The organism is Sphingomonas sp. AP4-R1, assembly GCF_013113735.1.
GTDB lineage: Bacteria > Pseudomonadota > Alphaproteobacteria > Sphingomonadales > Sphingomonadaceae > Sphingomonas_I.
The window spans coordinates 3,378,850-3,403,119 of record NZ_CP053346.1 but is presented as its reverse complement, the minus strand read 5'-3'; the positions used below and the strand labels follow the sequence as shown (position 1 = coordinate 3,403,119).

Annotated in this window: 22 protein-coding genes and 2 tRNA genes; 17 read left to right on the top strand and 7 right to left on the bottom strand. The window is 66.6% G+C overall.

Going from position 1 to position 24,270, the window contains the following annotated elements:
* Window positions 1-7: 7 nt before the first annotated feature.
* A complete protein-coding gene (locus HL653_RS15845; RefSeq protein WP_171745372.1) occupies window positions 8-4,096 on the bottom strand; it encodes an autotransporter outer membrane beta-barrel domain-containing protein in 4,089 nt (1,362 codons plus the stop codon).
* Window positions 4,097-4,840: 744 nt separating this feature from the next.
* Here HL653_RS15845 and HL653_RS15840 point away from each other — a divergent pair.
* The 4 genes from HL653_RS15840 to HL653_RS15825 all read left to right on the top strand — a co-directional run bounded on the left by HL653_RS15840 (window position 4,841) and on the right by HL653_RS15825 (window position 8,810).
* A complete protein-coding gene (locus HL653_RS15840; protein ID WP_171745371.1) occupies window positions 4,841-7,234 on the top strand; it encodes a DUF3772 domain-containing protein in 2,394 nt (797 codons plus the stop codon).
* 164 nt (window positions 7,235-7,398) lie between these two features.
* Entirely contained in the window at window positions 7,399-7,641 is a 243-nt protein-coding gene (locus tag HL653_RS15835) for a hypothetical protein (RefSeq protein ID WP_171745370.1), read from the top strand.
* 125 nt (window positions 7,642-7,766) lie between these two features.
* A complete protein-coding gene (locus HL653_RS15830; RefSeq protein ID WP_253716953.1) occupies window positions 7,767-8,219 on the top strand; it encodes a cupredoxin domain-containing protein in 453 nt (150 codons plus the stop codon).
* A 45-nt stretch (window positions 8,220-8,264) separates the two neighbouring features.
* Window positions 8,265-8,810 carry an MAPEG family protein gene (locus HL653_RS15825; protein WP_253716951.1) on the top strand — a complete coding sequence of 182 codons (546 nt, stop codon included), beginning with the start codon at window positions 8,265-8,267 and terminating at the stop codon, window positions 8,808-8,810.
* A gap of 59 nt (window positions 8,811-8,869) precedes the next feature.
* Here HL653_RS15825 and HL653_RS15820 read toward each other — a convergent pair whose 3' ends face one another.
* Window positions 8,870-9,688, bottom strand: coding sequence for a PEPxxWA-CTERM sorting domain-containing protein (locus tag HL653_RS15820; protein ID WP_171745369.1), 819 nt, complete (start codon window positions 9,686-9,688; stop codon window positions 8,870-8,872).
* Between the two features lie 305 nt (window positions 9,689-9,993).
* Between HL653_RS15820 and HL653_RS15815 the strand changes: the two genes are divergently transcribed.
* Entirely contained in the window at window positions 9,994-11,145 is a 1,152-nt protein-coding gene (locus tag HL653_RS15815; RefSeq protein WP_171745368.1) for a helix-turn-helix transcriptional regulator, read from the top strand.
* Between the two features lie 363 nt (window positions 11,146-11,508).
* On the opposite strand, the gene HL653_RS15810 is transcribed toward HL653_RS15815, so the two are convergent.
* Both HL653_RS15810 and HL653_RS15805 read right to left on the bottom strand, forming a co-directional pair.
* Window positions 11,509-11,584 (bottom strand) — tRNA-Ala (locus HL653_RS15810).
* Between the two features lie 135 nt (window positions 11,585-11,719).
* Entirely contained in the window at window positions 11,720-12,034 is a 315-nt protein-coding gene (locus HL653_RS15805) for a TIGR02300 family protein (RefSeq protein ID WP_171745367.1), read from the bottom strand.
* A 128-nt stretch (window positions 12,035-12,162) separates the two neighbouring features.
* Here HL653_RS15805 and aroA point away from each other — a divergent pair, with 128 nt between their 5' ends.
* From aroA to HL653_RS15775, 6 genes are all read left to right on the top strand, one after another.
* A complete protein-coding gene (gene aroA, locus HL653_RS15800) occupies window positions 12,163-13,485 on the top strand; it encodes a 3-phosphoshikimate 1-carboxyvinyltransferase (protein WP_253716949.1) in 1,323 nt (440 codons plus the stop codon).
* The gene (locus HL653_RS15795) at window positions 13,482-13,739 is read left to right on the top strand and encodes a hypothetical protein (protein WP_171745365.1); all 258 of its coding nucleotides are present in this window, start codon (window positions 13,482-13,484) and stop codon (window positions 13,737-13,739) included. The genes aroA and HL653_RS15795 overlap by 4 nt, the downstream gene beginning before the upstream one ends.
* Window positions 13,736-14,371 carry a (d)CMP kinase gene (cmk, locus tag HL653_RS15790; RefSeq protein WP_171745364.1) on the top strand — a complete coding sequence of 212 codons (636 nt, stop codon included), beginning with the start codon at window positions 13,736-13,738 and terminating at the stop codon, window positions 14,369-14,371. Before HL653_RS15795 ends, cmk begins: the two co-directional genes overlap by 4 nt.
* Before the next feature lie 217 nt (window positions 14,372-14,588).
* Entirely contained in the window at window positions 14,589-16,301 is a 1,713-nt protein-coding gene (gene rpsA, locus HL653_RS15785) for a 30S ribosomal protein S1 (protein ID WP_171745363.1), read from the top strand.
* Window positions 16,302-16,455: 154 nt separating this feature from the next.
* Window positions 16,456-16,743: an integration host factor subunit beta gene (locus HL653_RS15780; RefSeq protein WP_171745362.1), complete on the top strand. Its 288-nt coding sequence runs from the start codon at window positions 16,456-16,458 to the stop codon at window positions 16,741-16,743.
* Window positions 16,744-16,778: 35 nt separating this feature from the next.
* Window positions 16,779-16,863: transfer RNA gene (locus HL653_RS15775), tRNA-Leu, on the top strand.
* Window positions 16,864-16,959: 96 nt separating this feature from the next.
* Here the strand turns inward: HL653_RS15775 and HL653_RS15770 are convergent.
* Window positions 16,960-17,217 carry a hypothetical protein gene (locus tag HL653_RS15770; RefSeq protein ID WP_171745361.1) on the bottom strand — a complete coding sequence of 86 codons (258 nt, stop codon included), beginning with the start codon at window positions 17,215-17,217 and terminating at the stop codon, window positions 16,960-16,962.
* 142 nt (window positions 17,218-17,359) lie between these two features.
* Between HL653_RS15770 and HL653_RS15765 the strand changes: the two genes are divergently transcribed.
* Complete coding sequence (locus HL653_RS15765) at window positions 17,360-17,752, top strand: DUF4112 domain-containing protein (protein WP_171747025.1); 393 nt, start codon at window positions 17,360-17,362, stop codon at window positions 17,750-17,752.
* A 91-nt stretch (window positions 17,753-17,843) separates the two neighbouring features.
* Here HL653_RS15765 and HL653_RS15760 read toward each other — a convergent pair whose 3' ends face one another.
* Both HL653_RS15760 and HL653_RS15755 read right to left on the bottom strand, forming a co-directional pair.
* The gene (locus HL653_RS15760; protein ID WP_171745360.1) at window positions 17,844-18,680 is read right to left on the bottom strand and encodes a TIGR00266 family protein; all 837 of its coding nucleotides are present in this window, start codon (window positions 18,678-18,680) and stop codon (window positions 17,844-17,846) included.
* Between the two features lie 221 nt (window positions 18,681-18,901).
* Window positions 18,902-20,686, bottom strand: a complete 1,785-nt coding sequence (locus HL653_RS15755; protein ID WP_171747024.1) for a DUF885 family protein — start codon at window positions 20,684-20,686, stop codon at window positions 18,902-18,904.
* 203 nt (window positions 20,687-20,889) lie between these two features.
* Between HL653_RS15755 and purS the strand changes: the two genes are divergently transcribed.
* The 5 genes from purS (at window position 20,890) to HL653_RS15730 (ending at window position 24,184) form a co-directional block, all read left to right on the top strand.
* Complete coding sequence (purS, locus tag HL653_RS15750) at window positions 20,890-21,120, top strand: phosphoribosylformylglycinamidine synthase subunit PurS (RefSeq protein WP_171745359.1); 231 nt, start codon at window positions 20,890-20,892, stop codon at window positions 21,118-21,120.
* A gap of 4 nt (window positions 21,121-21,124) precedes the next feature.
* Window positions 21,125-21,790, top strand: a complete 666-nt coding sequence (purQ, locus tag HL653_RS15745) for a phosphoribosylformylglycinamidine synthase subunit PurQ (RefSeq protein ID WP_171745358.1) — start codon at window positions 21,125-21,127, stop codon at window positions 21,788-21,790.
* Window positions 21,787-22,104 (top strand): phosphoribosyl-ATP diphosphatase, encoded by a 318-nt coding sequence (locus tag HL653_RS15740; protein ID WP_171745357.1) that lies wholly within the window; start codon window positions 21,787-21,789, stop codon window positions 22,102-22,104. Before purQ ends, HL653_RS15740 begins: the two co-directional genes overlap by 4 nt.
* A 16-nt stretch (window positions 22,105-22,120) precedes the next feature.
* Window positions 22,121-22,504, top strand: a complete 384-nt coding sequence (locus HL653_RS15735; RefSeq protein WP_171745356.1) for a histidine triad nucleotide-binding protein — start codon at window positions 22,121-22,123, stop codon at window positions 22,502-22,504.
* A 165-nt stretch (window positions 22,505-22,669) separates the two neighbouring features.
* Window positions 22,670-24,184 (top strand): amino acid permease, encoded by a 1,515-nt coding sequence (locus HL653_RS15730; RefSeq protein ID WP_171745355.1) that lies wholly within the window; start codon window positions 22,670-22,672, stop codon window positions 24,182-24,184.
* The last annotated feature ends 86 nt before the right edge of the window (window positions 24,185-24,270 follow it).

Below are 24,270 nucleotides of genomic sequence, written 5' to 3'. Positions count from 1 at the left end.
GACCGGATCAGAAGAGCAGCTGGAGACCCACCGCGAGGCGGTTGCCATTGGCATGATCGCCCAGATCGCTGCGCTCGTAGCTCACCTGCGCCATCATGCGCTGGCCCAGCCGCGTGCGGAGCGAGCCGCCATAGCTGAAGCCGTTGCGGTTCAGGCGGACGCTCTGGATCTGCCAGTTCGCGTCACCGAGGCGCACGGTCCGGCGCCCGTCGGGCAGGTCACCCATCTGGTGCAGCCAGTTGCCCGTGACGGACAAAGTGGCGGGCCCGACCGCATATTGCGCCTGCGCGCCGATGCGGGACTGGGTGCTGGCGCGGCTGTCCGCCTCGAGCGACAGCGCATAAGCGGACGAGGTCGCGCGCTCGGCGATGGTGCCGATCGACGATTCGTTGACGCTCACGCCCGCCGTACCCCACAGGCTGAGGCCGCCGCTGGCGACGACACGATACCGGCCATCGAGGCTCGCCATCACGGCCAGCACTTGCTTGTCCGATGTCGCGGTGACGGCCGCTCCCGTCGTGGCGATCGCGCGCCGCGTGTAGAGATCGGCGAGCGAACCGCCGACCACGCCGGTGATCTGCATCGCCTCGCTCGGGCGGAAGACGCCATAGAGATAGCCGGCGCCGATCGTGGCCTGAGACCGCGCGGCCAGATCCGTGGTCACGGTGTTGCGCAGATAGCTGCCCGCGACGCCGATCATTGTCTTTTCGCCCGAGGCGATCGATGCGCCCATGACGAAGCCGTCATTGGTGCTGCGATAGCCGCTGGCATGCGAGTCGCCCGACGGGCTGGTCGTATAGCGGAGATACTGGCCCCAGATGCCGCCGCGCCGCGGCGCCGCCGCACCGAAGCCGCCAAAGCCGTCGCCGGCCGCATCCCGCACGACCTGAAGGCCCGCCATCGACGCCGCGGTGACGGCCTGCAGTGCCTGGGCGTGGATCTCGCCCGACAGCTGCTGGACCCCGACCCGCAGCCCGTTCGCGTCGAGGCCGTAAAGGCCCGCGAATACCGGCGCGAGCGGCCCGGTCAGGTTCGCCGCATCGGGGCGGACCGTATCGAGCGCCGCCGCCGTGTTGCGCGCATTGCTGACCCAGCCGTTCGTGTTCGCCAGCGTGGCGAAGCTCGCCGGCGTCACGATCAGCTGCACGCTCATGGCGTTGTAGCGCACGTCGAAGCGCGTGTTGGCGGCCATGCCGACGGTGGGCTGGACGATCGTCTGGAAATTGCCGCTGACCGATCCGGCCGTGACGACGGTGAAGACATCGCCCAGCACCGGCGTGAAAGTGTTGTTGGCCGAGCCCGTGATGCCGCGCAGGTTCGGCGTGATCGTGCCGTGGCTGACGAAGGCGCCCGTCACGTTCACCCGATCGTAGCTGCCGGCGCCGCCGAGCGCCGAATAGGTGCGGCCGTCCACATCGAGCAGCAGCACCGATCCGGTGTTGAGCGTCACGTTACCGGCAACCGTGAGCGTGCCCGGCGAGTTGCCCGGCGACATGATGCCCGCGCTCGCCACGGTGGTGCTGCAGATCGTGCCGTTGCCGCCGATCGTGGAGTTGGCGCCCACGAGGATGCCGCCGCACGCCGACAGCGAGCCTGCCATGGACGGCGAACCCACGATCAGCTTCGTCCCGCCCTGGAGCGAGATGGCGCCGTTGAGCGTGCTGGTGCCGCCCATCGCGATCGTGTTGCCGCCCGTGAGGGTGAGCGCGCCGGTGCCGGTGAGGCCGCCCGCGAGGGTGACGGCGTTGTTGCCAGTGTTGATGACGTTGCCCGTGCCGGCGACCGTGACGGGTGCTGCAGCGTTGAGCGCAGCCGTGGTGGTGAGGGTGCCGCTGTTGAGCGCGAGGCCGCCGGTGCCGAGCGAGTTGGTGCCCGCGACGGACAGGGTCGTGCCGCCGGTGACGGTGAGGCCGCCGGTAGCGCTGTTCGCACCGGTGATGGCCACGACGTTGCCACCCGTCACAGTCACGCCGCCGGTGCCGGCGAGGCCGCCCGCGAGCATGACGAGGTTGTTGCCGGTGTTGATCACGTTGCTCGTGCCCGCGATCGTGACCGGTGCTGCGGCATTGAGCGCGGCGGTGGTGCTGAGCGTGCCATTGGTCAGCGTCAGGCTGCCCGTGCCGAGCGAGTTCGTACCTGCGACCGACAGGGTCGTCCCGCCGGTGACGGTGAAGCCGCCGGTAGCGCTGTTCGCACCAGTGATGGCCACGACATTGCCGCCGGTGAGGGTCAGGCCCCCATTGCCGGAAAGACCGCCCGCGAGCGTGACGAGGTTGTTGCCGGTGTTGATGACGTTGCTCGTACCAGCGACCGTGACCGGTGCTGCTGCGTTGAGAGCGGCGGTGGTGCTGAGCGTCCCGCTGTTCAGCGTCAGGCCGCCCGTGCCGAGCGAGTTCGTACCTGCGACCGACAGGGTCGTGCCGCCCGTGATGGTGAGGCCGCCGGTAGCGCTGTTCGCGCCGGTGATGGCGACGACGTTGCCGCCCGTCACGGTCACGCCGCCAGTGCCGGTCAGGCCGCCCGCGAGGGTCACTTCATTGTTGGCGGTGTCGATGACGTTGCTGGTGCCGGCGAGCGCCACCGCCGTAGCGGCGTTGAGCGCAGCCGTAGTGGTGAGCGTTCCGCTGTTCAGCGTCAGGCCGCCCGCGCCGAGCGAGTTGGTGCCTGCGACGGACAAGGTCGTGCCGCCGGTGACAGTGAGGCCACCGGTGGCGGTGTTCGCACCCGTGATGGCGACGACATTGCCACCCGTCACGGTCACGCCGCCGGTGCCGGTCAGGCCGCCCGCGAGGGTCACTTCATTGTTGGCGGTGTCGATGACGTTGCTGGTGCCGGCGAGCGCCACCGCCGTAGCGGCGTTGAGCGCAGCCGTGGTGGTGAGCGTGCCATTGTTCAGCGTCAGGCCGCCCGCGCCGAGCGAGTTGGTGCCTGCGACGGACAAGGTCGTGCCGCCGGTGACGGTGAGGCCGCCGGTGGCGGTGTTCGCGCCGGTGATGGCGACGACATTGCCGCCGGTGACGGTCACGCCGCCAGTGCCGCTGAGACCGCCCGCGAGGGTGACGAGGTTGTTGCCGGTGTCGATCACGTTGCTCGTACCGGCGAGCGTCACCGCCGTTGCAGCGTTAAGCGCAGCCGTGGTCGCGAGGGTGCCGTTGTCGAGCGTGAGGCCCCCGCCCCCGAGCGAGTTGGTGCCGGCGACCGACAGGGTCGAGTTGCCGGTGACGATCATAGTGCCGGTATAGCCATTGTTGGCGCCCGTCAGGGTCAGCGTGTTGCCGCCCGACACCGTCACGTCACCAGCGGTCGCCGCGCCCAGATAGTTGGAGAGGTTGCCGCTCAGCGTGTGGCTGCCCTGCGCGGTATCGATCGTACCGCCGTTGGTGGAAACGGGGAGATCGCTGGTCACGTCGCCGTCGAGCTGCACCGTGCCGCCGTCGAGATAGGCGCCGGTCGGCAGCGCCGATCCCGGCGTGGGCGTGGTGACGGCGGGCGTCTGCACCGGCGGCGTCGGCAGCGTCGTCTGATCCGCGGTGAAGTCGCCCGGCCCGCTGGCATAGAAGGTCTGCGGGAGGCCCAGGGCGGCGCCGGCACGGAAGGTGGAGATGACCAGCGTGATCGGTGTGCCGGCCGTCAGCGCGGCGGAGACCTGGGGACAAAAATTGGCGGTGCCGCAATTGGTGCCGATGCCCATGCCGGCGGTCTGATGGCTGGCAGCTGGAGTATCGTCATTGCCGATGATGGCATTCAGGCCGGGATTGAGCGGATCGAAAATGCCGCTGTAGAGGATCATCACCGTATCCACGGGCGCGAACGTCTGATCGAACGTGTAGGTCGCCGTCAGGGTCGGGCTGAAGTAAACGGCGACATAGTTGAAGACGTTGCTGCCCGTCGTCAGCGTCGAGGGGTTGCTGAGGACGCCCGAACCGAGCGAGCCGGCGCTCAGGCTCCAGGTGCCGACGGTGGCGTTGCTCGAATCCAGCGTATAGCTGGGGAGTGCCGCAGTAGCCTGGGCAGCGGCGACGGGCGGAAGGGCGACGGCGCCGACGCAGGCCGTGCCCGACAGGAACAGCGCGCGCAGCAGAGCGGTTTTCGTCATCGATATACTCCAAGCGAATGAGATCGTCCGCCCGCTCCAGCCGAGCGGCGGCGAGGACACGCACGTTCCGGCCGGCGGCACAGGCATGGGCCGCCCTGAGAAACGCGAGGATTCTGGATGTGAGGGCGCTCGTCGCGGACAGGGCCGCGCACGCCCGGCATGGGCCGGAGCCAGTCGATCCGATGACCCGGATCGCCGCTCCAGTTTGGTATTTATGGCAACTTCGGATCAGCGGGAGAGAGGTGCCCCCACTTCGAAATCGCTCTCGGATGTCAGCTCGAAACCGGCATTTTCATTCCCACCCCCTAATGCCAATCGGATCGACCGGAGGACGCGCTTCAGGAAAAGCCGCGCTCGACGGGCGATGCCATTTCTCTGCCGGGACTTCCTTAATTCCGACTTACCGCGCGCCCAGTACTTTCCGAATTTTGCACGAAATTCGTGAGCTTATCTCCCTCTTCGTTCAGAGATAGATCGAGACTGTGCGACATTTGCAACAGCCGACGGAGGACCATAGGGAATAGCGTCCTTGGCCTGGAAGAATGGAGGCCTGATGGTCCGCACGACCCGAAAGGCGACAATTCGGGCGGCCCTGCCCTATCCCGAAGCGCGCCATCCCTTCATCGTCAGAGGTCCGTTCGGATGGCTTCACCGGACAGCTATTATGGAGGGCAAGCCTGCCGCTGATCGCCGGGCTGCATGCGCCACGTTGAAGCATTGCCCCCGTTTCACTAGACCGCCGCCATGGTTGGCAGAATCCTGTTCGTGCTGGTGTTCCTCTGCGGGATGGCGGCGAAAGCCCAGGACGCCGCGCCCGCCGACGATCCGATCGCCGCGCTGACCGCCGCCGCGCGCGAATATAAGGCCGTCGCAACCGCCTTCACGCCCAGGACGAGCGGCAGCGAGCGCCGCGAACTCGACGATCGGGCGCGGGCCGTCAACGATGCGGCGGGCAAGGCCGTCGCCTCCCTGAACGACCAGATGGTGTTGATCGATGCCCGGATCGCTCAGCTGGGGCCGGTGCCGACCGGCGTGGCCGAGGCACCGGACATTCGGATCCAGCGCGGCCAGCTCGCCCGATCCCGCGCGACGCTGGACAGTGCGATCAAGCGCGGCAAGCTGCTGGGCGTTGAGGCGGACCAGCTCGCCCAGGAAATCGAGGAGAGCGCCGCCGATGCGTTCAACGAGCGGATCAGCGCCCATACGCCCTCGCCCCTGACGCTGACCTTCTGGCGGGATTTTGCCGACGGCCTGCCGCGCGATCTGCACCGCGTCGGCCGCTTCGTGGAAAAGGAGGCGGATGCCATCGGCGCCGCCTTCGCCAGAAACAGGATCGGGCCGGCCGTGGCGGGCTTCGTCGTGGCGATCCTGCTCCTGCTCCCGCTCCGGATCGCGGCGGCCCGCTTCGGGCGCGCCTTCATGATCGAGCGCGCGCCGGGCAGCCGGCTGCGGCGCTCCGGCCTCGCGCTCTGGATCGCGGTTTCCGGCACGCTGGCGCCGGGCCTCGCCGCGATCGCCTTCGTCTCGGGGCTGCAGAATGCCGGCATGATCGCGCCGGACTGGAGCCGCATATCGAACGCGCTGGTCCGCATCGCCTTCGTCGCCGGCGCGATCACCGCGCTGGGCGAGGCGCTGCTCCAGCCGAAGCTCGCGTCGTGGCGCCTGCCGGCGATCGGCGACGAGGCCGCCATCGCGCTCAGGCGCTGGGTCCGCGTCGCGTCCGGGTTCGTTCTCGTCGTCGGGCTGGCGACCGCCTTCACCGCATCGGCCGCCGGCAATGGCGGCCCGCTGACCCTGGCCGCCGATGCCGTCAGCGTTATCCTGAACCTGTCGCTCGCCGCCGCTATCCTGCGAACGATCGGATCGTTGCGTCGCAAGGCGGGGCACCCCTCCGATAAAGCGGCCGGCGACACGCCCCCTCGCCTCGCCAGCGCGGGGATCGGCATCGTTGCGCTGTTCGCCTGGACCGCGATGGCGGTGGCTTTGCTCGCGATCGCCGCCGGCTATTTCTCGCTGGCGCTCAGCATCGCGCAGATGCTGCTGTGGTGGCCGCTGGTTGTCGCCGCGCTCTATCTGCTTCTCGTCGCCGCCGACGATCTCTGCACCGGCTTCATCTCGCGGGAGAGCCGGATGGGTCGTACGCTGGTCCAGGGTTTCGGCATCCGTGGCAGCCTGATCGATCAGGCGGGCGTGTTCGTCTCGGCCGGGCTGCGGATCATGCTCGTCGCGCTGGCGTTTACGCTGGCGATGGGGCCGTTCGGATCGAACGCCACCTCCCTGCTCGATATCGCCGCCCGCGCTTCGCAGGGGCTGACGGTCGGCGAAATCACCGTGTCGCCCGGCGCGATCCTGCGCGCGCTGGTGGTGCTGGCGGTCGGCCTGGCGGTGGTGCGCGTGATCCAGCGCTGGTTGATCGATCGCTATCTGCCCGCGACGGAACTCGATGCCGGTGCGCGCAACTCGATCGCGATGGTCGCGCGCTACACCGGCCTCATCCTCGCCATGCTCTGGGCGCTCGCCTCGCTCGGCATCGGGCTGGAGCGGATCGCCCTGCTCCTCTCGGCCCTGTCGGTGGGCATCGGCTTCGGCCTGCAGGCGATCACGCAGAATTTCGTGTCGGGCCTGATCCTGCTGGCGGAGCGGCCGGTGAAGATCGGCGACTGGGTGCGGATCGGCACCGATGAGGGGGACATCAAGCGGATCAGCGTTCGTGCGACGGAAATCCAGATCGCGGACAAATCGACGCTGATCGTCCCCAATTCCGAGCTGATCACCAAGGCCGTGCTGAACAAGACGCTGTCCGATCCGCTCGGCCGCATCCAGCTGCAATTCTCGCTGCCGCTCGGCGCGGATGTCGCCAGGGCCCGCGACATGCTGCTGGCCATCTATGCCGAGACCCCGGCCGTTCTGGACGAGCCCAAGCCGACCGTCTTCATCGACGGCATCGTCGACGGGCGGATCAACCTGAACAGCTTCGCGCATGTGAATGGCCCGCGCGACGTCTATTCCACGCGCAGCGCCATCCTGTTCCGGCTCCTGACCGATCTGCCTGCCGCCGGGATCGAGCTGGGCAGCAGCCCGCAGCAGATGCAGATCCTGAGCGGAAGCCTGCCACCCGAACCGCCTCGCGACGCCTGATGGCCGGCACGCGCGCGCAACGCGCCTTGCCGGACCCGCGCGCTTCCCGGATAGGGCCAGCCACCACGCACCGGCGTGACGAGATCATGAGGTAGGTTTTGGCGAAGGCGAAGACTGCGAAACGTTCGTCCGCGCGCAGAGGCGGCGGCAAGCCTTCCGGATTCGTGGCATGGATGCTGTGGCTGATCGTGATCGGCCTGCTCTCGGTGATCGCCCGCTATGCGTATATCGCCGCCCAGCCCGACCGGGGCTGCTACACGCTGATCGGCCGAAGCCCCGCCTGTGAAATGGCGGCCAAGACCGGGCTCGTGCCGGCAAGGACCAGCCCGAAGCCGAAGCCCAAAGGCTATTCCGCCAAGGACCGGGCCAAGCTGGACCATCTGATCGACGACGCCCTGCTCAAATGAGCGGGGCATAACGGCCAGGATCCCGGCTCCATCGGCCGGACACAGCGGATTATCCCGATATTCGCACATGAAAACGGCGGTCTGCGAGGCAGCAGATCGCCAGCCTGAGCCCCTGGCACGGAACGATGCGGCAGCGCATCGATTTCAAACGCCATGAATCCAACGGGAGTCCTCCGGCGATGAAAGCGCTTCTTCTTCTCAGCCTCACCCTGGCGGCCCCTGCCGCCGCACAAGCGCCGGATTGGGCGAAGGCGAAGGCCATCACCATCACGATGACGGATCACGGCTACCAGCCGGGGCGGATCATTCTCCGTCGGGATACGCCCTACGTGCTGCACATCTCGAACCGGTCCGACAAAGGGCACAACCTCACCCAGAAGGCCTTTTTCAAATTCGCCCGCGTCGCTCCTTCCGATCGGCGCTGGACCGCCGACGGGCAAATTGTGCTCAAGGCGTATGAGCGGGCGACCATCCGCTTTCGCTCACCCGCGACACGCTCCGGCGGCACCTATCAGTTCAGCAGCACCACGATCGGGGATGCGGACAGCGACTATACCGGTGTGTTCATCATGCGATAGGCCTGTGTCCGGCCTCCCCCTGCCCTCGCGAATCTGACGGACACCGTGCGCCCTTCGGCCTCGATCGGTTTCGCGCGAGAGCAGCGCGGCGTCGCGGTCAGAATGGCTGCGGCGTTGTGCCTCACTCTTCTCGCGATGGCGGCGGCCCTGCATTGGGGTGCGGCGGCTTCCCGCCCGTTACCCGACCGCCTGATGATCGCTGCTGGGGCGGACGTGTTCGTTCTGGGCTGGCTGGCTGCGACGATCGGCAATGTCGCCCGGCTGCGTTTCTTCTCGGCCGCCGATATCGCCGGCAGCGGCACCACAGGCGGCACCGTGGCGGTGAGCCGTGCCAACGCACTGTTGCAAAACACCCTGGAGCAGGTGGCATTGGCGATTCCGGTCCATGTCGCGCTGGCGATGCTGATCGCCTCGTCCGCGCTGCTGATCATCGTCCTCGCGGCGCTTTTTGCGGTTGGACGCCTCCTGTTCTGGATCGGCTATGCGAACGGCGCGCGGTCACGCGCCTTCGGCTTCGCGCTGACCTTCTATCCGAGTGTTTGCGGACTGGTCATCGCGGCGGTCGCGGCCGTGCGGTTATTATTGCTTTGAAGGAGGCGCGGCCTATCGCACGCCGCGCACATCCTTCCGCAAGGTCCGACTGAAGCCACTCAGGCGCAGGAGGGGCTGCGCGAGCGCCTGCGATAGCGCATCGCGCCACCGACGAAGCCAAATCCACCCCCCATCATGACCCAACTCAACGGCTCGGGCACGGCCGACGCAGGCCCGCCGATCGCTGACGCCGGCAGCCCTTCGAAGCGATAGGAGAGCGCATTGTCGCCGAGGATCGTGAAGAGTGGATCCGCCCCCGCGCTGAACGTGGCATATTTCCCGTTCGGCATCGAAGTGTCGTCGAGGCTTTCGTCCGATGCGCCCTTTGCATAGGCACCTAGGGCAAGGCGATACGTATATCCCACCTGCAGGGAGATCACGTCGTTGACGACGAAGCTGCCGCCGTTGGTCGCGCCCTGCGTTCCGACCGTATCGATCGAATAATATAACAGATCGCCTCCCGGACCGCCCAACTGGAAGCTCGTGCTGGCATAGCCGCCGAGATTGGGATCCGACTGGGTCGCGTGGCCGGCCCCGTATACCAGCACCTGGACGATCGTGCCGACAGCGGCGCCGACGACCGAGAAATCATAGCTCAACGTTGACGACGCGCTGATCTGTTGGAGGTAATTCCCGGTGCCGTAGCTCCAGTTGGGCGGCACGCCGACGTCGGCCGTCACCGTGCCGCCGTCATTGTCGTTGGCGGTCGCGATGACGCTCCAGCCGTTGCCGCCGGCCAGGTTCACCTCCTGCGGGACCAGCGGATCGGTCGTGTATTTCGCGGTGACCCCGAGGTTGGTAACGACGCTGCCCGACGCATTGTAATAGCTGGTCGCGCCAGCGGGCGACGCGGCCGCCAGACCCAATCCGGCTGTCATGAGCGCAGTGCGCACACGACATCTTACCCCCGGCACCCCGGCCGAAGCCCGCTCACACAGCGATTTCAGGTTGACGCCAAGCATATCACGACCCTCCCCAACCGGTCGCCGCGCGGGCCTGCTGACATTGCCCCAGGCGACGAAAGATCGCGCTCGCGCTGTCCGCACCTGCACCCGACGACGTGCCAATACAGTCAGGCTACGGCCGGCATTCAGGCCCGGCGCCCCCATAAGGGGGATGCCCCGATCTTTATTTCGGCAAATGGATCGTTATTCATCGGAAGTCGGCGCATCGGAGACCAGGAATGGATGAAGCGATCTCGCCGGAACGGTTGTCGCACATAATCGGCCTGATCTACGATTGCGCGATCGATCCCGCACGATGGCCGATCGCGATGGAGGCGATCCGGACCGAGCTCAATTTTCACAATTCGTCGCTCGATCTGCTGCTGCTTCCCTCCGGCAGGGCAATTAGTCGCGTCACGACGAATATCCCTCCCGAATATTTTCCGGTGATCGCGGAGAATGCGGCGGCTGTCGTCGAGCGGTGGGGTGGCGAGGCCGTCATCCAGTCCCTTCCGCTTGACGAACCGGCCGTTCTGTCCTGGGCGAACCCGGCTTTCGATCCCGAGGACGCGACCAACCCGTATCAAGTGGCCTTTGCGAAGCCTCAGGGGATCATCGATGTGATGGCGATCGGGGTTGCTCGCGATGCGACGGCGATCGGTTCGCTCGCCTTTGGCCGCCACCACACGGCAGGCCCGATCACGGACCGGGAGGTTGCGGTGGCGCGGCTGCTGGTGCCCCATCTCCAGCGCGCCGCGACGATCAATCGCATGATCGAGGGCGCCGAGCTTGCCCGAACCGCCCTTGGGTCGGCCCTCGATGGTCTGACGGTTCCTGTCCTCCTGGTCGATCCCCAATTGCGACTGATCCACGGCAACCCGGCCGGGGTGAGCCTGCTCGACCAAGGTGGGCTCGTCCGCCTGACCGACGGCCATGTCCAGACGCGGTCCGCCGGCGCCACGAGCGCGCTTGCCGCTGCGGTGTCACAGGCAGCGCGCGATGAGGGCGCGCTCGGCCGACGAGGGCTCGGCATCCCGCTCAGGAGCCAGGATTCGGACGCGGGCGCTTTGTACGTCCTGCCGCTCGCACGCAGACCCGGGTCATCCGGGCATGGCGCCGTCGCGGCCATATTCTTCGCCCAACTGGGATCGCCGTTTATCGCGCCCACCGAAATGGCGGCGGCCCTGTTCGACCTCACGGCGACCGAAGCGAAGGTGTTCGCGCTCCTCGTATCCGGCCACACCCAGACCACTGCGGCGGCTTCACTCGGGATCGAGCGGAGCACGGTGAAGACACATCTGTCCCGCCTCTACGACAAGATCGGCGTGCGCCGTCAAACCGATCTCATGCAGGTCGCCGCATCGCTGGCGGTGCCCCTGACGGGCAACTGATACGGCCGCGGCCGTCGCAGCGATATTCGACGAATCTCCGCAGGCCGAAGCGAATCGCCTTCAAGCTCGACCGACACTCCCGCTCGCCGATCTTCAGAAGGCATCGGTCCTGATTGGCGGTCGTTTCGACCTGATCAGATTGGCGGGGATGCGCCGCGTGACCTGGTCATGGTCCTTGGCTGGGAGCGATATGCTGAGGAAAGCGCTGGCTTAGGGCTGCGCGACAGGCTGCCGGACGTCGTCAACGGCGCCGCGTTTCGCCAGAGGAGTAGCACCGAACTGCCCCTGCTACGAGTGTAGCAATCAGCCGCTTCGAATCCGATTCTCTAGAATTTCCCCTTCTAACTCAACACGTTAGAAAGGTGGTGGAGCCGTGGGGGATCGAACCCCAGACCTTCGCAATGCCATCGCGACGCTCTCCCAGCTGAGCTACGGCCCCATGCCTTCACCTCTCGGAAGAGGCTCGGACTAAGCCGCCGGATGGGAGCCGGCGGCGGTGTGGGGGGCTCACTAGGGGAGCCCGCCGGATGCCGCAAGACAGATTTTTCATCGATCTTGCGGCAAGGGAAAAAAATTACTGGTCTTCGTCCTCGGATGCGGTGTCGACGCCGATATCGTCGTCGCCGCCCAGATCGACATCGTCGTCCGCGCTGGGCTCCTCGTCCTCGTCCACGTCCAGGTTTTCGTCGAGGTCGTCATCCGACTCCTTCTTGGCCTGGCTGGGCTTCGGGGCATCGAACGGCAGCGGCTGCTTCGACTTCAGGATCAGCTCCGGCTCGAAATTCGTGCCGCATTCGACGCAGACGACCGGATCGTCCTTGCCCAGATCGTAGAAGCGGGTGCCGCACTTCGGACAGGTGCGCTTGGCGCCCCACTCAGGTTTGACCACGTTATTCTTGCTCCGAATTTGCTAAGGCGAACGGCGGCAAGGCGCCCGGCCATTCGAACGGCGGGCGCCTTGCCATGACGGAAGGCCGCTGTCAAAGCCGGCCGCCCATGACTTCACATAGCACACAGATGAGCCCTGCCCCCGCCCGCTTCAAGGCGACAGGCCCGCTGCGCGGCCGCGTCCGCGTTCCCGGCGACAAATCGATCAGCCACCGCTCGCTGATGCTGTCCGCGCTCGCGGTCGGCGAAAGCCGGGTGGAAGGCCTGCTGGAAGGCGAGGATGTTCTCGCCACCGCCGCCGCCATGCGCGCCATGGGCGCCGCGATCGAGCGCGGCGGCGATGGCATCTGGCGGATCTCCGGCGTGGGCGTGGGCGGGCTGCTCCAGCCGCAGGCCGCGCTCGACATGGGCAATTCGGGCACGTCGACGCGCCTGCTGATGGGCCTCGTCGCCACGCACGCCATCACCTGCACCTTCACAGGCGACGCCTCGCTTTCGAAGCGGCCGATGGGGCGGGTGACCGATCCGCTGTCGCAGATGGGCGCGGAATTCTCCGCGTCGCCCGGCGGGCGCCTGCCCCTGATGGTGCGCGGGCTCTGCCCGGCCGTCCCGATCGAATATCGCCTGCCGGTCGCCTCCGCGCAGGTGAAGTCCGCCATCCTGCTCGCCGGACTCAACACGCCGGGCATCACCCGCGTGATCGAGCCGGTCGCCACGCGCGACCATAGCGAGCGGATGCTGCGCGGCTTCGGCGCGGACCTGACGGTCGAACAGATCGAGGGCGCGCGCCTGATCTCGATCCGGGGCGAGGCCGAGCTGAAGCCGCAGCAGATCGTCGTGCCGGGCGATCCCTCCTCGGCCGCCTTCCCGATCGTCGCGGCCCTGCTGGTGCCGGGCTCGGACATCGTCGTCGAGAATGTCGGCCTCAATCCGACGCGCGCCGGCCTGATCGAGGTGCTGCAGGCGATGGGCGGCGACATCACCCTGCTCGATCCGCGCGAAGTGGGCGGCGAACCCGTGGCCGACGTCCGGGTGCGCGGATCCGCCCTGACGGGGATCGAGGTGTCGCCCGACATCGTCCCGTCGATGGTGGACGAATTCCCCGTCCTGTTCGTGGCCGCCGCCCTCGCCAAGGGCCGGACCGTCACGCGCGGGCTGGAAGAATTGCGCGTGAAGGAAAGCGACCGCATCCGCGTGATGGCGGACGGCCTCCGCGCGATCGGCGCGCATGTCGAGGAAACCGAGGACGGCCTGATCATCGACGGCACCGGCGGCGAGAAGCTCGCGGGCGGCGCCACCGTCGCCACCCATCTCGACCATCGCATCGCGATGAGCTTCGCGGTGGCGGGACTCGCGGCGGTGAATGACGTCACGATCGACGACATGGCGCCCGTCGCCACCAGCTTCCCGATCTTCACCGATCTGATGCGCGCGCTGGGAGCGGAGGCATGAACCCGGTCCTCGCCGACGTGATCGGCCTGCTCGGCAGCGCGATGATGGTGGTCGCTTATGCCTATAGCAATATGGCGAAGGACCTGAACTTCCTGTTCTTCAACATCCTGAATCTGGTCGGCTCGCTGCTGCTGATCGCCTCACTCACCGTCCATTTCAATCTCGCCTCGATGCTGCTGGAGGTGGTCTGGGCGATCATCGCCCTGCTCGGGCTGGTGAAGGTGTGGACGCAGCGCGGAAAGACGAAGGCATGATCATCGCCGTCGACGGCCCCGCCGCCTCCGGCAAGGGCACGATCGCCAAGGCGCTCGCCCGCCATTTCGGCTTGCCCCATCTGGACACGGGCCTGCTCTATCGCGCCGTGGGCATCGGCGTTCTGCGCGCCGGAGGCGACCCCGCCTCGGCCGCCGACGCGCTGACGGCGTGCGGCTTCACGGACGACGCGCTGACCGATCCGGCGCTGAAATCGGAGGCCGCCGCCAAGGCCGCCTCGCAGGTGTCGGCCTATCCCGACGTGCGCGCGGCCCTGCTCCAGCGGCAGAAGGATTTCGCCGCCCAGTCCGGCGGCGCCGTCCTCGACGGACGCGATATCGGCACGGTGATCGTGCCCCACGCCGACGCGAAACTGTTCGTGACGGCCAGCCCGGAGGTCCGCGCCGACCGCCGCCACCGCGAGCTTACGGGGCTGGGCCTCGCCGTTCATCTGGATGCGGTGCTGCACGATATCCGCGCCCGCGACGAGCGGGACTCGGCCCGTTCGGCGGCCCCGCTTCGCAAGGCGGACGACGCCGCCTTGCTCGACACCTCCGATTTGGGTATAGACGCGGCCGTCCAGCGGGCGCTCGCGCTCGTGGAGGCCCGGATCAGGTCAGCGGCAAACGACTGATGCCCTGATGGCGCGCGGCACGGTTCCCTGACAAAGGGCGCCGTCCGACGCGCCTTTTCGCTATTGGCGCCCTTGTGCCGGCGAAGCCCGAATGGTCGACGCGAACCGGATGCACGAAGGATGTCGCCACGGGCATGAGGCCCCGGCGGCGGATCGGCTGAAGACCTCCGGAGACAACCGGACGGCCGGAACGAAAACCTGAGGAATAGAACTGCTTATGGCCACTGCGGCATTTCCCACCCGCGACGATTTCGCGGCGCTTCTGAACGACGTCCTTGGTGGCGAGTCCACCGGCTTTGAGGGCCGCGTCGTGAAGGGCACCGTCACCGCCATCGAGAATGACGTCGCCGTCATCGATGTCGGTCTCAAGTCCGAAGGCCGCGTGCCGCTGCGCGAATTCGCGCCCGCGCCCGGCGTGAAGGCCGAGCTGAAGGTGGGTGATGAGGTCGAGGTTTATGTCGACCGCGTCGAGAACAGCCATGGCGAAGCGATGCTGTCGCGCGACCGCGCCCGTCGCGAAGCCGCCTGGGACAAGCTGGAGGGCGAGTTCGCCGCCGGCAACCGCGTCGATGGCGTGATCTTCGGCCGCGTGAAGGGCGGCTTCACCGTCGACCTGAACGGCGCCGTGGCCTTCCTGCCCGGCTCGCAGGTCGATATTCGCCCCGTGCGCGACGTCACCCCGCTGATGGACATCCCGCAGCCCTTCCAGGTGCTGAAGATGGATCGCCGCCGCGGCAACATCGTGGTGTCGCGTCGCGCCGTTCTCGAAGAGACCCGCGCCGAGCAGCGCACCGGCCTCATCCAGAGCCTGGCCGAGGGCCAGGTGGTCGATGGCGTCGTCAAGAACATCACCGATTATGGTGCGTTCGTGGATCTGGGCGGCATCGACGGCCTGCTGCATGTCACCGACATCAGCTACAAGCGCGTCAATCATCCGTCGGAAGTCATCAACATCGGTGACACCGTCCGCGTCCAGATCGTCCGCATCAACCGCGACACGCAGCGCATCAGCCTCGGCATGAAGCAGCTCGAGAGCGATCCGTGGGAAGGCGCCGGCGCCAAGTATCCGGTCGGCGCGAAGTTCTCGGGCCGCGTCACGAACATCACCGAATATGGTGCGTTCGTCGAGCTGGAGAGCGGCATCGAGGGTCTGGTCCACGTCTCCGAGATGAGCTGGACCAAGAAGAACGTGCATCCGGGCAAGATCGTCTCCACCTCGCAGGAGGTTGAGGTCGTCATTCTCGAGGTCGATGAGGACAAGCGCCGCATCTCGCTCGGCCTCAAGCAGGCCCAGTCGAACCCGTGGGATTCGTTCTCCGAGCGTCACCCGATCGGCTCGACCGTCGAGGGCGAAGTCAAGAACGCCACCGAGTTCGGCCTGTTCATCGGCCTGGACGGCGACATCGACGGCATGGTCCACATGTCGGACATCGCCTGGGGCGTGACCGGCGAGGAAGCCCTCGCGATGCACCACAAGGGCGAGACGATCCAGGCGCAAGTCCTGGACATCGATCCCGAGAAGGAGCGCATCAGCCTCGGCATCAAGCAGCTGGAGCGCGGTGGCGTTTCGACGGGCGCGTCGGCCGGCGGCTCGGGCGTCAACAAGAACCAGGTCGTCACGGTCACGGTGCTCGCGGTCAATGACGGCGGCCTGGACGTGCAGGTCGGCGATGATGGCGCCCATGGCTTCATCAAGCGCAGCGACCTCGGCCGCGATCGCGACGAGCAGCGTCCGGAGCGCTACCAGCCCGGCCAGAAGTTCGACGCGATGGTCACCGGCTTCGATCGTTCGAAGAAGCCGACCTTCTCGGTCAAGGCGATGCAGCTTGCCGAAGAGAAGCAGGCCGTGCAGCAATATGGCTCGTCCGATTCGGGCGCGTCGCTGGGCGACATTCTCGGCGCGGCTCTGAAGGCACGCGACGAGGCATAATGACCGTGCGCGGAGGGCGGTTTACCGCCGCTCTCCGCGCTCGCATGTTGATCTGGTTATATGAAGTCTGCATAAGTCCGTTACGCAGCTGGATCGATCCGTGGGGGGTCGAATACCGGCGATTCGCGATCGAATCGAATAAGGGGACGCTCGCGTGATCAGATCTGAGCTCGTTGCGGCTCTCAGTCGGGACCATCCCGATCTCGCCGCCAGCGAGGTCGAGCGGATCGTGACCTGCATCTTCGACGCCATCACGAACCGCCTCGCTTCGGGCGGCCGCGTCGAGCTTCGTGGCTTCGGCACCTTCACCACCCGCGCACGCGATGCGCGCACCGGGCGCAATCCGCGCACCGGCGAACCGGTCTCGGTCGATGCCAAGCGCGTGCCCTATTTCAAGCCGGGCAAGGAAATGCGCGCCCGCCTGAACATCAAGGACGATTGACGGCACGGCTTATTCCGGCCTTTTCGTGTCCGAGTGTGGACGTGGCGGAATCGGTAGACGCTGCCGACTTAAAATCGGTTTCCCTCGGGAGTGCGGGTTCAAGTCCCGCCGTCCGCACCATCATCGTTGATCCGGGGGCACGAGAGCGGGACAGAACCGCTTTTGCCGGCCGGCTCACCTAAGACCATCAGGATTTGGGCCCGAAGCGCCCCGCCTTCAGCGCTCGGTCGGGCGTTTCCGGCGGGGGGGCGGCATCCGCCGATTGCGGGCCGCCGCCTCGCGCTGGCGGGCGCGCTCCTCCCGCGTCGGGCCGTCAGGCTGCAGCATCACGCGCCAGTCTCCGCCCTTCAGCTTGAGCATCGGTCGCCCGCACCCCCGGCACACGCTCTTCCAGCCCGCCTCGCTCCGCTTCGCCTGCTTGCGCGAGCGGACGTGGATGCCGAACCGGCAGAGCAGTTTCTGGAACAGCGACATGGCGCCGATCTCGCGCCGGAGCCCCTATTTGGCAAGCCCGTACCGGCACCCCATATTGATCGGGCGGGAACATGCGCGGTCACGGCGCGCTCATGCCGCACAGGAGATCGAAGTGCCCGGTACGACGCGCCCTTATCACGCCATGATCGATAATCTGCCCGGCCTCGGCCGCGATCCCGCCTCCGTCCGCAAGCGGATCGAGACGATGGAGGCCTTGCTGGAGCGCGCCTTCGTCATTCCCGGCCTCAATCGCGCCGTCGGGCTCGATGTGCTGCTCGATATCATCCCCGTGGCCGGCAGCGCGATCGCCGCGGCGCTGGGCGGCTGGATGGTGTGGGAGGCCCGCAACCTCGGCATGTCGCGCTGGCAGATGGCGCGCATGATGGGCAATGTCGGCTTCGATTTTCTGCTCGGTGCGATCCCGTGGATCGGCGCGGTGCCGGATTTCTTCTTCCGGTCGAACAGCCGCAACCTGAAGATCATCCGCAAGCATCTCGACCGCCACCATCCCGCGACGGCGACGATCGATCGCTGACATTCTTACGTCATTGCGAGCATGGCGAAGCAATCCAGTCCCGTGCGTGAAGGCCTGGATTTCTTCGCTATGCTCGCAATGACGATTACCCTTATTCGTTCCCGCCGATGAAGTGACCCAGTCCGCCGAGGACCGATCCCTCGCCGCGATTCTGGCCGCCCAATCCGCCGGCCGCCGCCAGCATCCGCCCGGCCAGTCGCGAGAAGGGCAGCGACTGGATCCAGACCTTGCCCGGCCCCTGCAGCCGCGCGAAGAAAGCCCCCTCCCCGCCGAAGAACATGCTCCGCACACCGCGCACCAGTTCCAGATCGAAGTCGACGCCCTGCGTGAAGGCCGCGAGGCAGCCCGTATCGACGTGCAGCACCTCGCCCGGCCCCAGCTCGCGCTCGACCAGCGTGCCGCCCATCTGCACGAACACCCAGCCGTCGCCGTCCAGCTTCTGCATGATGAAGCCCTCGCCCCCGAACAGGCCGGTCATGATCCTTTTCTGGAAATGGACGCCGATCGAGACGCCGCGCGCAGCCGCGAGGAAGCTGTCCTTCTGGCAGATCAACGTGCCGCCCACGTCCGAAAGCTTGATCGGCAGGATCGCGCCGGGGGTGGGCGACGCGAAGGCGACGCGCGCCTTGCCGCGCCCCTGATGCGTGAAGACGGTGGTGAACAGGCTTTCCCCGGTCACCAGCCTTTTGCCCGCGCCCAGCAGCTTGCCCATGAAGCCGCTGCCCTGATCGGCGCTGCCGTCGCCGAACACGGTGGTCATCTCGATCGCCGCATCCTTCCACACGAAGGCGCCGGCCTCGGCCACCGCGCTCTCGCCCGGATCCAGTTCGATCTCGAGGAACTGGAGCTCCTGCCCCTTGATCTCGAAATCGATATCGTCGGCCACGCTCGCGCTGCGACTGTGGGACCAGGGGCTGGGACCGGGCATAAGAGGGCTCCTTGTACGATATAGCCGGAGACTAGCGCAGGTGTATGACCTCGCCAATACAGGAGGTTGCCCGGCCTACCCTAATTCCGTTTGGTTCGAGCTTGTCGAGAACTCCCAGGGATCGAGAGAAATCGAGAGCCCGTGCTCCGTATCCCGGCTTCTCGACTTCGCTCGAAGCCTCGCCAAGTTCTCGACAGGCTCGAACCAAACGGGTGGAGGAATTATCCCTTCTTCGCCGCGATCCAGTCGTCGATCTTCTTCTCCAGCACCGGCAGCGGGAGCGCGCCCGTCATCAGCACCTGCGCGTGGAATTCGCGCGGATCGAACCGGTCGCCCAGTTCCGCCATCGCCTTGGCCTTGAGGCGCGAGATCGTCAGCTGGCCCATCTTGTAGGCCAGGGCCTGCCCCGGAATGGCGATGTAGCGCTCCACCTCGGCGGTCGCGTCGGTCACCGCCTCCGGCGAATTGTCGAGCATATACTGGATCGATCGATCGCGATCCCAGCCATAGGCATGGATGCCGCTGTCGACGACGAGGCGCATCGCGCGCAGCATCTCGTCGTTCAGCCCACCCAGCCGCTGCCACGGATCGCTCTCCAGTCCGAGCGGCTTCCACAGCGTTTCGGCATAGAGCGCCCAGCCTTCGACGAAGGCGGTGTTCCCGCCATAGCGCATGAAGCTGGGCAGGTTCGCATTCTCCTGCGCCAGACTGATCTGGAAATGATGGCCGGGTTCGCCCTCGTGCAGGAACAATGTCTCCGACTCCCACAGATAGCGGGAGGGCAGATCATAGCCGTTGTAGAAGAACACGCCCGGCCGCGTCCCATCGGCCGTGCCGCGCATATATTCGCCGCCGGCCGCCGTTTTCTCCTTGAAGGCGGGGGTCGGGCGGATGTCGAGCGGCGCCGCGGGAATGGTCGAGAATTGCTCGCCGATCCGCGCTTCCACGCGCGCCCGGATCGCGCCGAAGCCTTCACGCAATTGCTCCACGCTCGTCGGCTGGAAGCGCTTTTCGGTCCGCATGTAGGTGAAGAGTTCGGCCAGCGTGCCGTTGAAGCCCGCCGCCTTCGCGGCTTCCTCCATCTCGCCCCGGATGCGCGCGACTTCGCCAAGACCGATCTGATGCACGTCTTTCGCGGTCAGCGGCAATGTCGTGCTGCGCCGGATCAGATAGGCATATACCTTGTCGCCGCCCTTCATCGCGGACAGGCCCACGCCCTCGCGGGCCGCCGGCAGATAGTCGTCGCGCAGGAAATCGCGCAGGCGCGTCAGCGCGGGGATCATGCCGTCGCGGATCAGCGCGAGCTGTTCGTCCCGGATGCGCGCCTGATCGGCGGGCGCGATCGTATCGGGCATCTTCGCCAGTGGCGCGGCATAGATCGATCCCTCCACGCCCTTGGCGATCTGCAGATCGAGCTGCTCGACCATGTTGCGGGTCGTCAGCTTCGAGTCGACGATGCCCAGCGCCATGCCCTGCCGGAAGCGGCCGATGATCCGATCGATCGCGCCGGCAAAGGCCCGGTTGCGCTTCAGATTGTTCTCGTAATCGGCCAGCGTGCGAAACGGCGCCGTGCCCTGCCCCGAGGCCATCTCGGCATAATTCAGGTGGAAGCCCTGAAAATGATTGATCGGCCGTACGGCCAACGAGGTCAGCAGATCCCGATCGTGGCACGGGATCAGGTCCAGCTTCGTATTCGTGTCGAACACGTCATAGGCGATGCGATCGGTGGCATTAAGCGCCGCGCGGCGGATGGCGTGGAGATCCTTCCCGTCCCGCTCGCTCGCCGCGCATTCCGCCGCATCATGCGCGTCGGTGAAGGGCATGCCGATGCTGTCCGCGAAGCGCAGGTCGCCCCGCGCCAGCGCCGACAGCGGATTGCGGCTGAGCCGTGCCTCGTCGCTGTCGGTGAACAAGACCTGGAGCTTCGCATCCTCGGCGCCCGGCGTGGCGCCGATGGCGGCCATGGGCAGAGCCGCGCCGAGCGCGGTGGACAGCAGCAAAGACATCAAACGCAAATCGGTCTCCGGGACGATCGGGAACGGCAACAACGCGCCGCAAACCCCTGTCCTCGCATCTTCTTTCCGCCAGTGAAAGGCCGACGCATCGTCGCGCGCGCAACGCCTCGCTTGCCGATCCGCTCGCATCGCGCCATAGCGCCCGCATCACGAACAGCCCCGGCCCCAGCCCCGACCGACGAACAGAGGCGAGCATGAAGACGCGCATCTACGTAACCCTGAAGAACGGAGTCCTCGATCCGCAGGGCAAGGCCATCCACCATGCGCTGGACGGGCTGGGCTTCTCCGGCGTCGACGAAGTGCGCCAGGGCAAGCTGATCGAGATCGATCATGACGCGAGCGTGAGCGACGAGGATCTCGACGCGATGTGCCGCAAGCTGCTCGCGAACACGGTCATCGAGAATTATCGCATCGAACGGGAGTAACCCCATGAAGTCTGCGGTTCTCGTCTTTCCAGGCTCCAATTGCGATCGCGACCTCGCCGTCGCCATTCGCGAGGTCACGGGCTCCGATCCGGTCATGCTCTGGCACCGCGAGACGGAACTGCCCGACGGGATCGATCTGATCGCCGTGCCCGGCGGCTTCTCCTATGGCGATTATCTCCGCTCCGGCGCGATGGCGGCCCGCTCGCCCGTGATGCGCGCGGTGGCCGACGCGGCCGAGCGCGGCGTGCCGGTGCTGGGTGTCTGCAACGGCTTCCAGGTGCTGACCGAGGCGGGTCTGTTGCCCGGCGCATTGATGCGCAATGCCGGCCTCGCCTTCGTCTGCCGCACGGTGTCGCTGGAAGTCGGCAACAGCCAGTCGCTGTTCACCAGCCGCTATCAGGCGGGCGAGGAGATCGGCCTGCCCGTGGCGCACCATGACGGCAATTATGCCGCCGACGAGGAGACGCTGGACCGCCTCGAAGGCGAAGGCCGCGTGGCCTTCCGCTATGGCGAGCAGGTCAACGGATCGGCGCGCGGGATCGCCGGCATCGTCAATGCCGCCGGCAACGTGCTGGGCCTGATGCCGCACCCCGAACGCGCGATCGAGGCCGCGCACGGCAATGCCGACGGCCGTCGCATCTTCGAAGGCCTGCTCGAGGCGGTCGCTTGAGCGATACGCTCGCGCGTCTGGAAACGACGATCGCGTCCCGCCGGGGTGCGGATCCGGCTTCGTCCTACGTCGCGAGCCTGTTCGCGAAGGGCCGCCCCCGCATCGCCCGCAAGCTGGGCGAGGAAGCGGTCGAGGCGATCGTCGCGGCGCTGGCCGAGGATCGCAAGGAACTGATCGGCGAAGCGGCGGATCTGCTGTTCCACCTGATGGTGCTGCTGGCCGATGCGGATGTGCCGCTGGCCGAGGTATTGGCCGAACTCGATCGCCGCGAGGGCACGTCCGGCATCGCCGAAAAGGCCAGTCGCACGGCCTGAGAGAGGACGAGACGAGATGCCGATCGACCCCACGCTCCCCTATGACGATGCCAACATCTTCGCACGCATCCTGCGCGGCGAGATCCCGGCGAAGACGGTCTATGAGGACGAATATGCCCTCGCCTTCCACGACATCGCCCCGCAGGCGCCCGTTCACCTGCTGGTGATCCCCAAGGGACGTTACGTCTCGTGGGACGATTTTTCGGCCAAGGCATCCGATACGGAAATCGCCGGCTTCGTGCGCGCCGTGGGCCATGTCGCGCGCGAGGCGGGGCTGGCGGAGAGCGGCTATCGCCTGCTCGCCAATATGGGCCAGCATGGCCATCAGGAGGTGCCGCACCTCCACGTCCACATCTTCGGCGGGCGCCAGTTCCTCGAAATGGTGCCGCGCGAGCGCTGATCCAGCGCCGAAACGGAATCCAAGCCGCTTCGATCGCTTCTTGCCGGAAAGCGATGCGAAGGCCGTGAATGGCCGCCATATCGCTAAACAGTTGCGCGTTCCGCTTTTGGAGCTACTCTTCCGGCAACGGCCCGCCACGCAAGCCGGGCAAAAAAGGGAATCTGCATGATATTCGGACGCGTCAAACCGCTGGATGCCATATTGGCGACGGCCCAGAAGAAATCCCTGACGCGTTCCCTCGGCGCTTTCCAGCTCACCATGCTCGGCATCGGCGCCGTCATCGGCACCGGTATCTTCGTGCTGACGGCCGAGGCCGCGCAGAAGGCGGGGCCGGGCATGATGCTCTCCTTCGTCATCGCCGGCTTCGTCTGCGCGGTGGCGGCGCTCTGCTATGCCGAGATGTCGGCGATGGTGCCCGTCTCGGGCTCCGCCTACACCTATAGCTATGCGGTGATGGGCGAACTGGTCGCCTGGATGGTCGGCTGGGCGCTGATCCTCGAATATGCGATCGCGGCGGGCGCCGTCTCGGTCGGCTGGTCGGGCTATTTCATCGGCTGGCTCAATACGAGCTTCAACATCACGATCCCGCACGATCTGGTGCGCGGCCCGTTTGACGGCGGCAGCATCAACCTGCCGGCAATGCTGATCGCGGCCGTGATCACCGCGTTGCTGGTGAAGGGCACGAAGGAGAGCGCCTCGGTCAACGCCGTGCTGGTCGCGGTGAAGATCCTCGCGCTTTCGATGTTCGTGATCCTGACGATCCCGGTGATCCGCACCGGCCAGTTCACGCCCTTCGCTCCGCTCGGCTTCGCCGGCATTTCGGGCGCCGCCGCCTCGATCTTCTTCGCCTATGTGGGCTTCGACGCCGTCTCCACCGCGGCCGAGGAAACCAAGAACCCGCAGCGCAACATGCCGATCGGCCTGATCGGCAGCCTCGCCATCTGCACGATCTTCTACATGCTGGTCGCCTCGGGCGTGATCGGCACGGTCGGAGCGCAGCCGGTGTTCGGCCCCAACCACGAAGTGCTGTCGCCCGGCACGCCGGCTCTTTCGGCCGCCTGCTCCGCGATCCACGAACAGGCGGTCGTCTGCTCGAAGGAGGCGCTGGCCTGGACGCTGAAGCAGGTCGGCTTCCCGTTCGTCGGCTGGCTGGTGGGTGCGGCCGCGATCATCGCCCTGCCCTCGGTCATCCTCATGATGATGTTCGGCCAGACGCGCATCTTCTTCGTGATGAGCCGCGACGGCCTGCTGCCGGAATTCTTCTCGAAGATCCATCCGCGCTTCCACACCCCGCACGTCATCACGATCCTGACGGGCGTGTTCGTAACGCTCTTCGCCGCCTTCTTCCCGGTCGGCCTGCTGGCGGACGTGTCCAATTCGGGCACGCTCTTCGCCTTTGCCGCCGTCTCGATCGCGGTGATGGTGCTGCGCAAGACCGATCCGACGCGCCACCGCCCGTTCCGCACGCCGTTCATCATGGTGACGGCGCCGGTTTCGATCATCGGCTGCGTCTATCTGTTCTTCAGTCTGTCGAAGGAAACGATCCTGCTGTTCTTCGGCTGGGCGGCCGTCGGCCTGGTCGTCTATTTCCTCTACAGCCGCAGCCGCTCGAACCTCGGCCGGGGCATCATCGATGTCGCCGAGCCCGATGCCTATGTGGACGTGCCCGGCACGCACTGAGGCATCATCGCGCAAACAAAAGGGGCGCCCCCGCGAGGGAGCGCCCCTTTTTTATGCCTCTGCCCCGTCAGATCCTGACCGGCAGT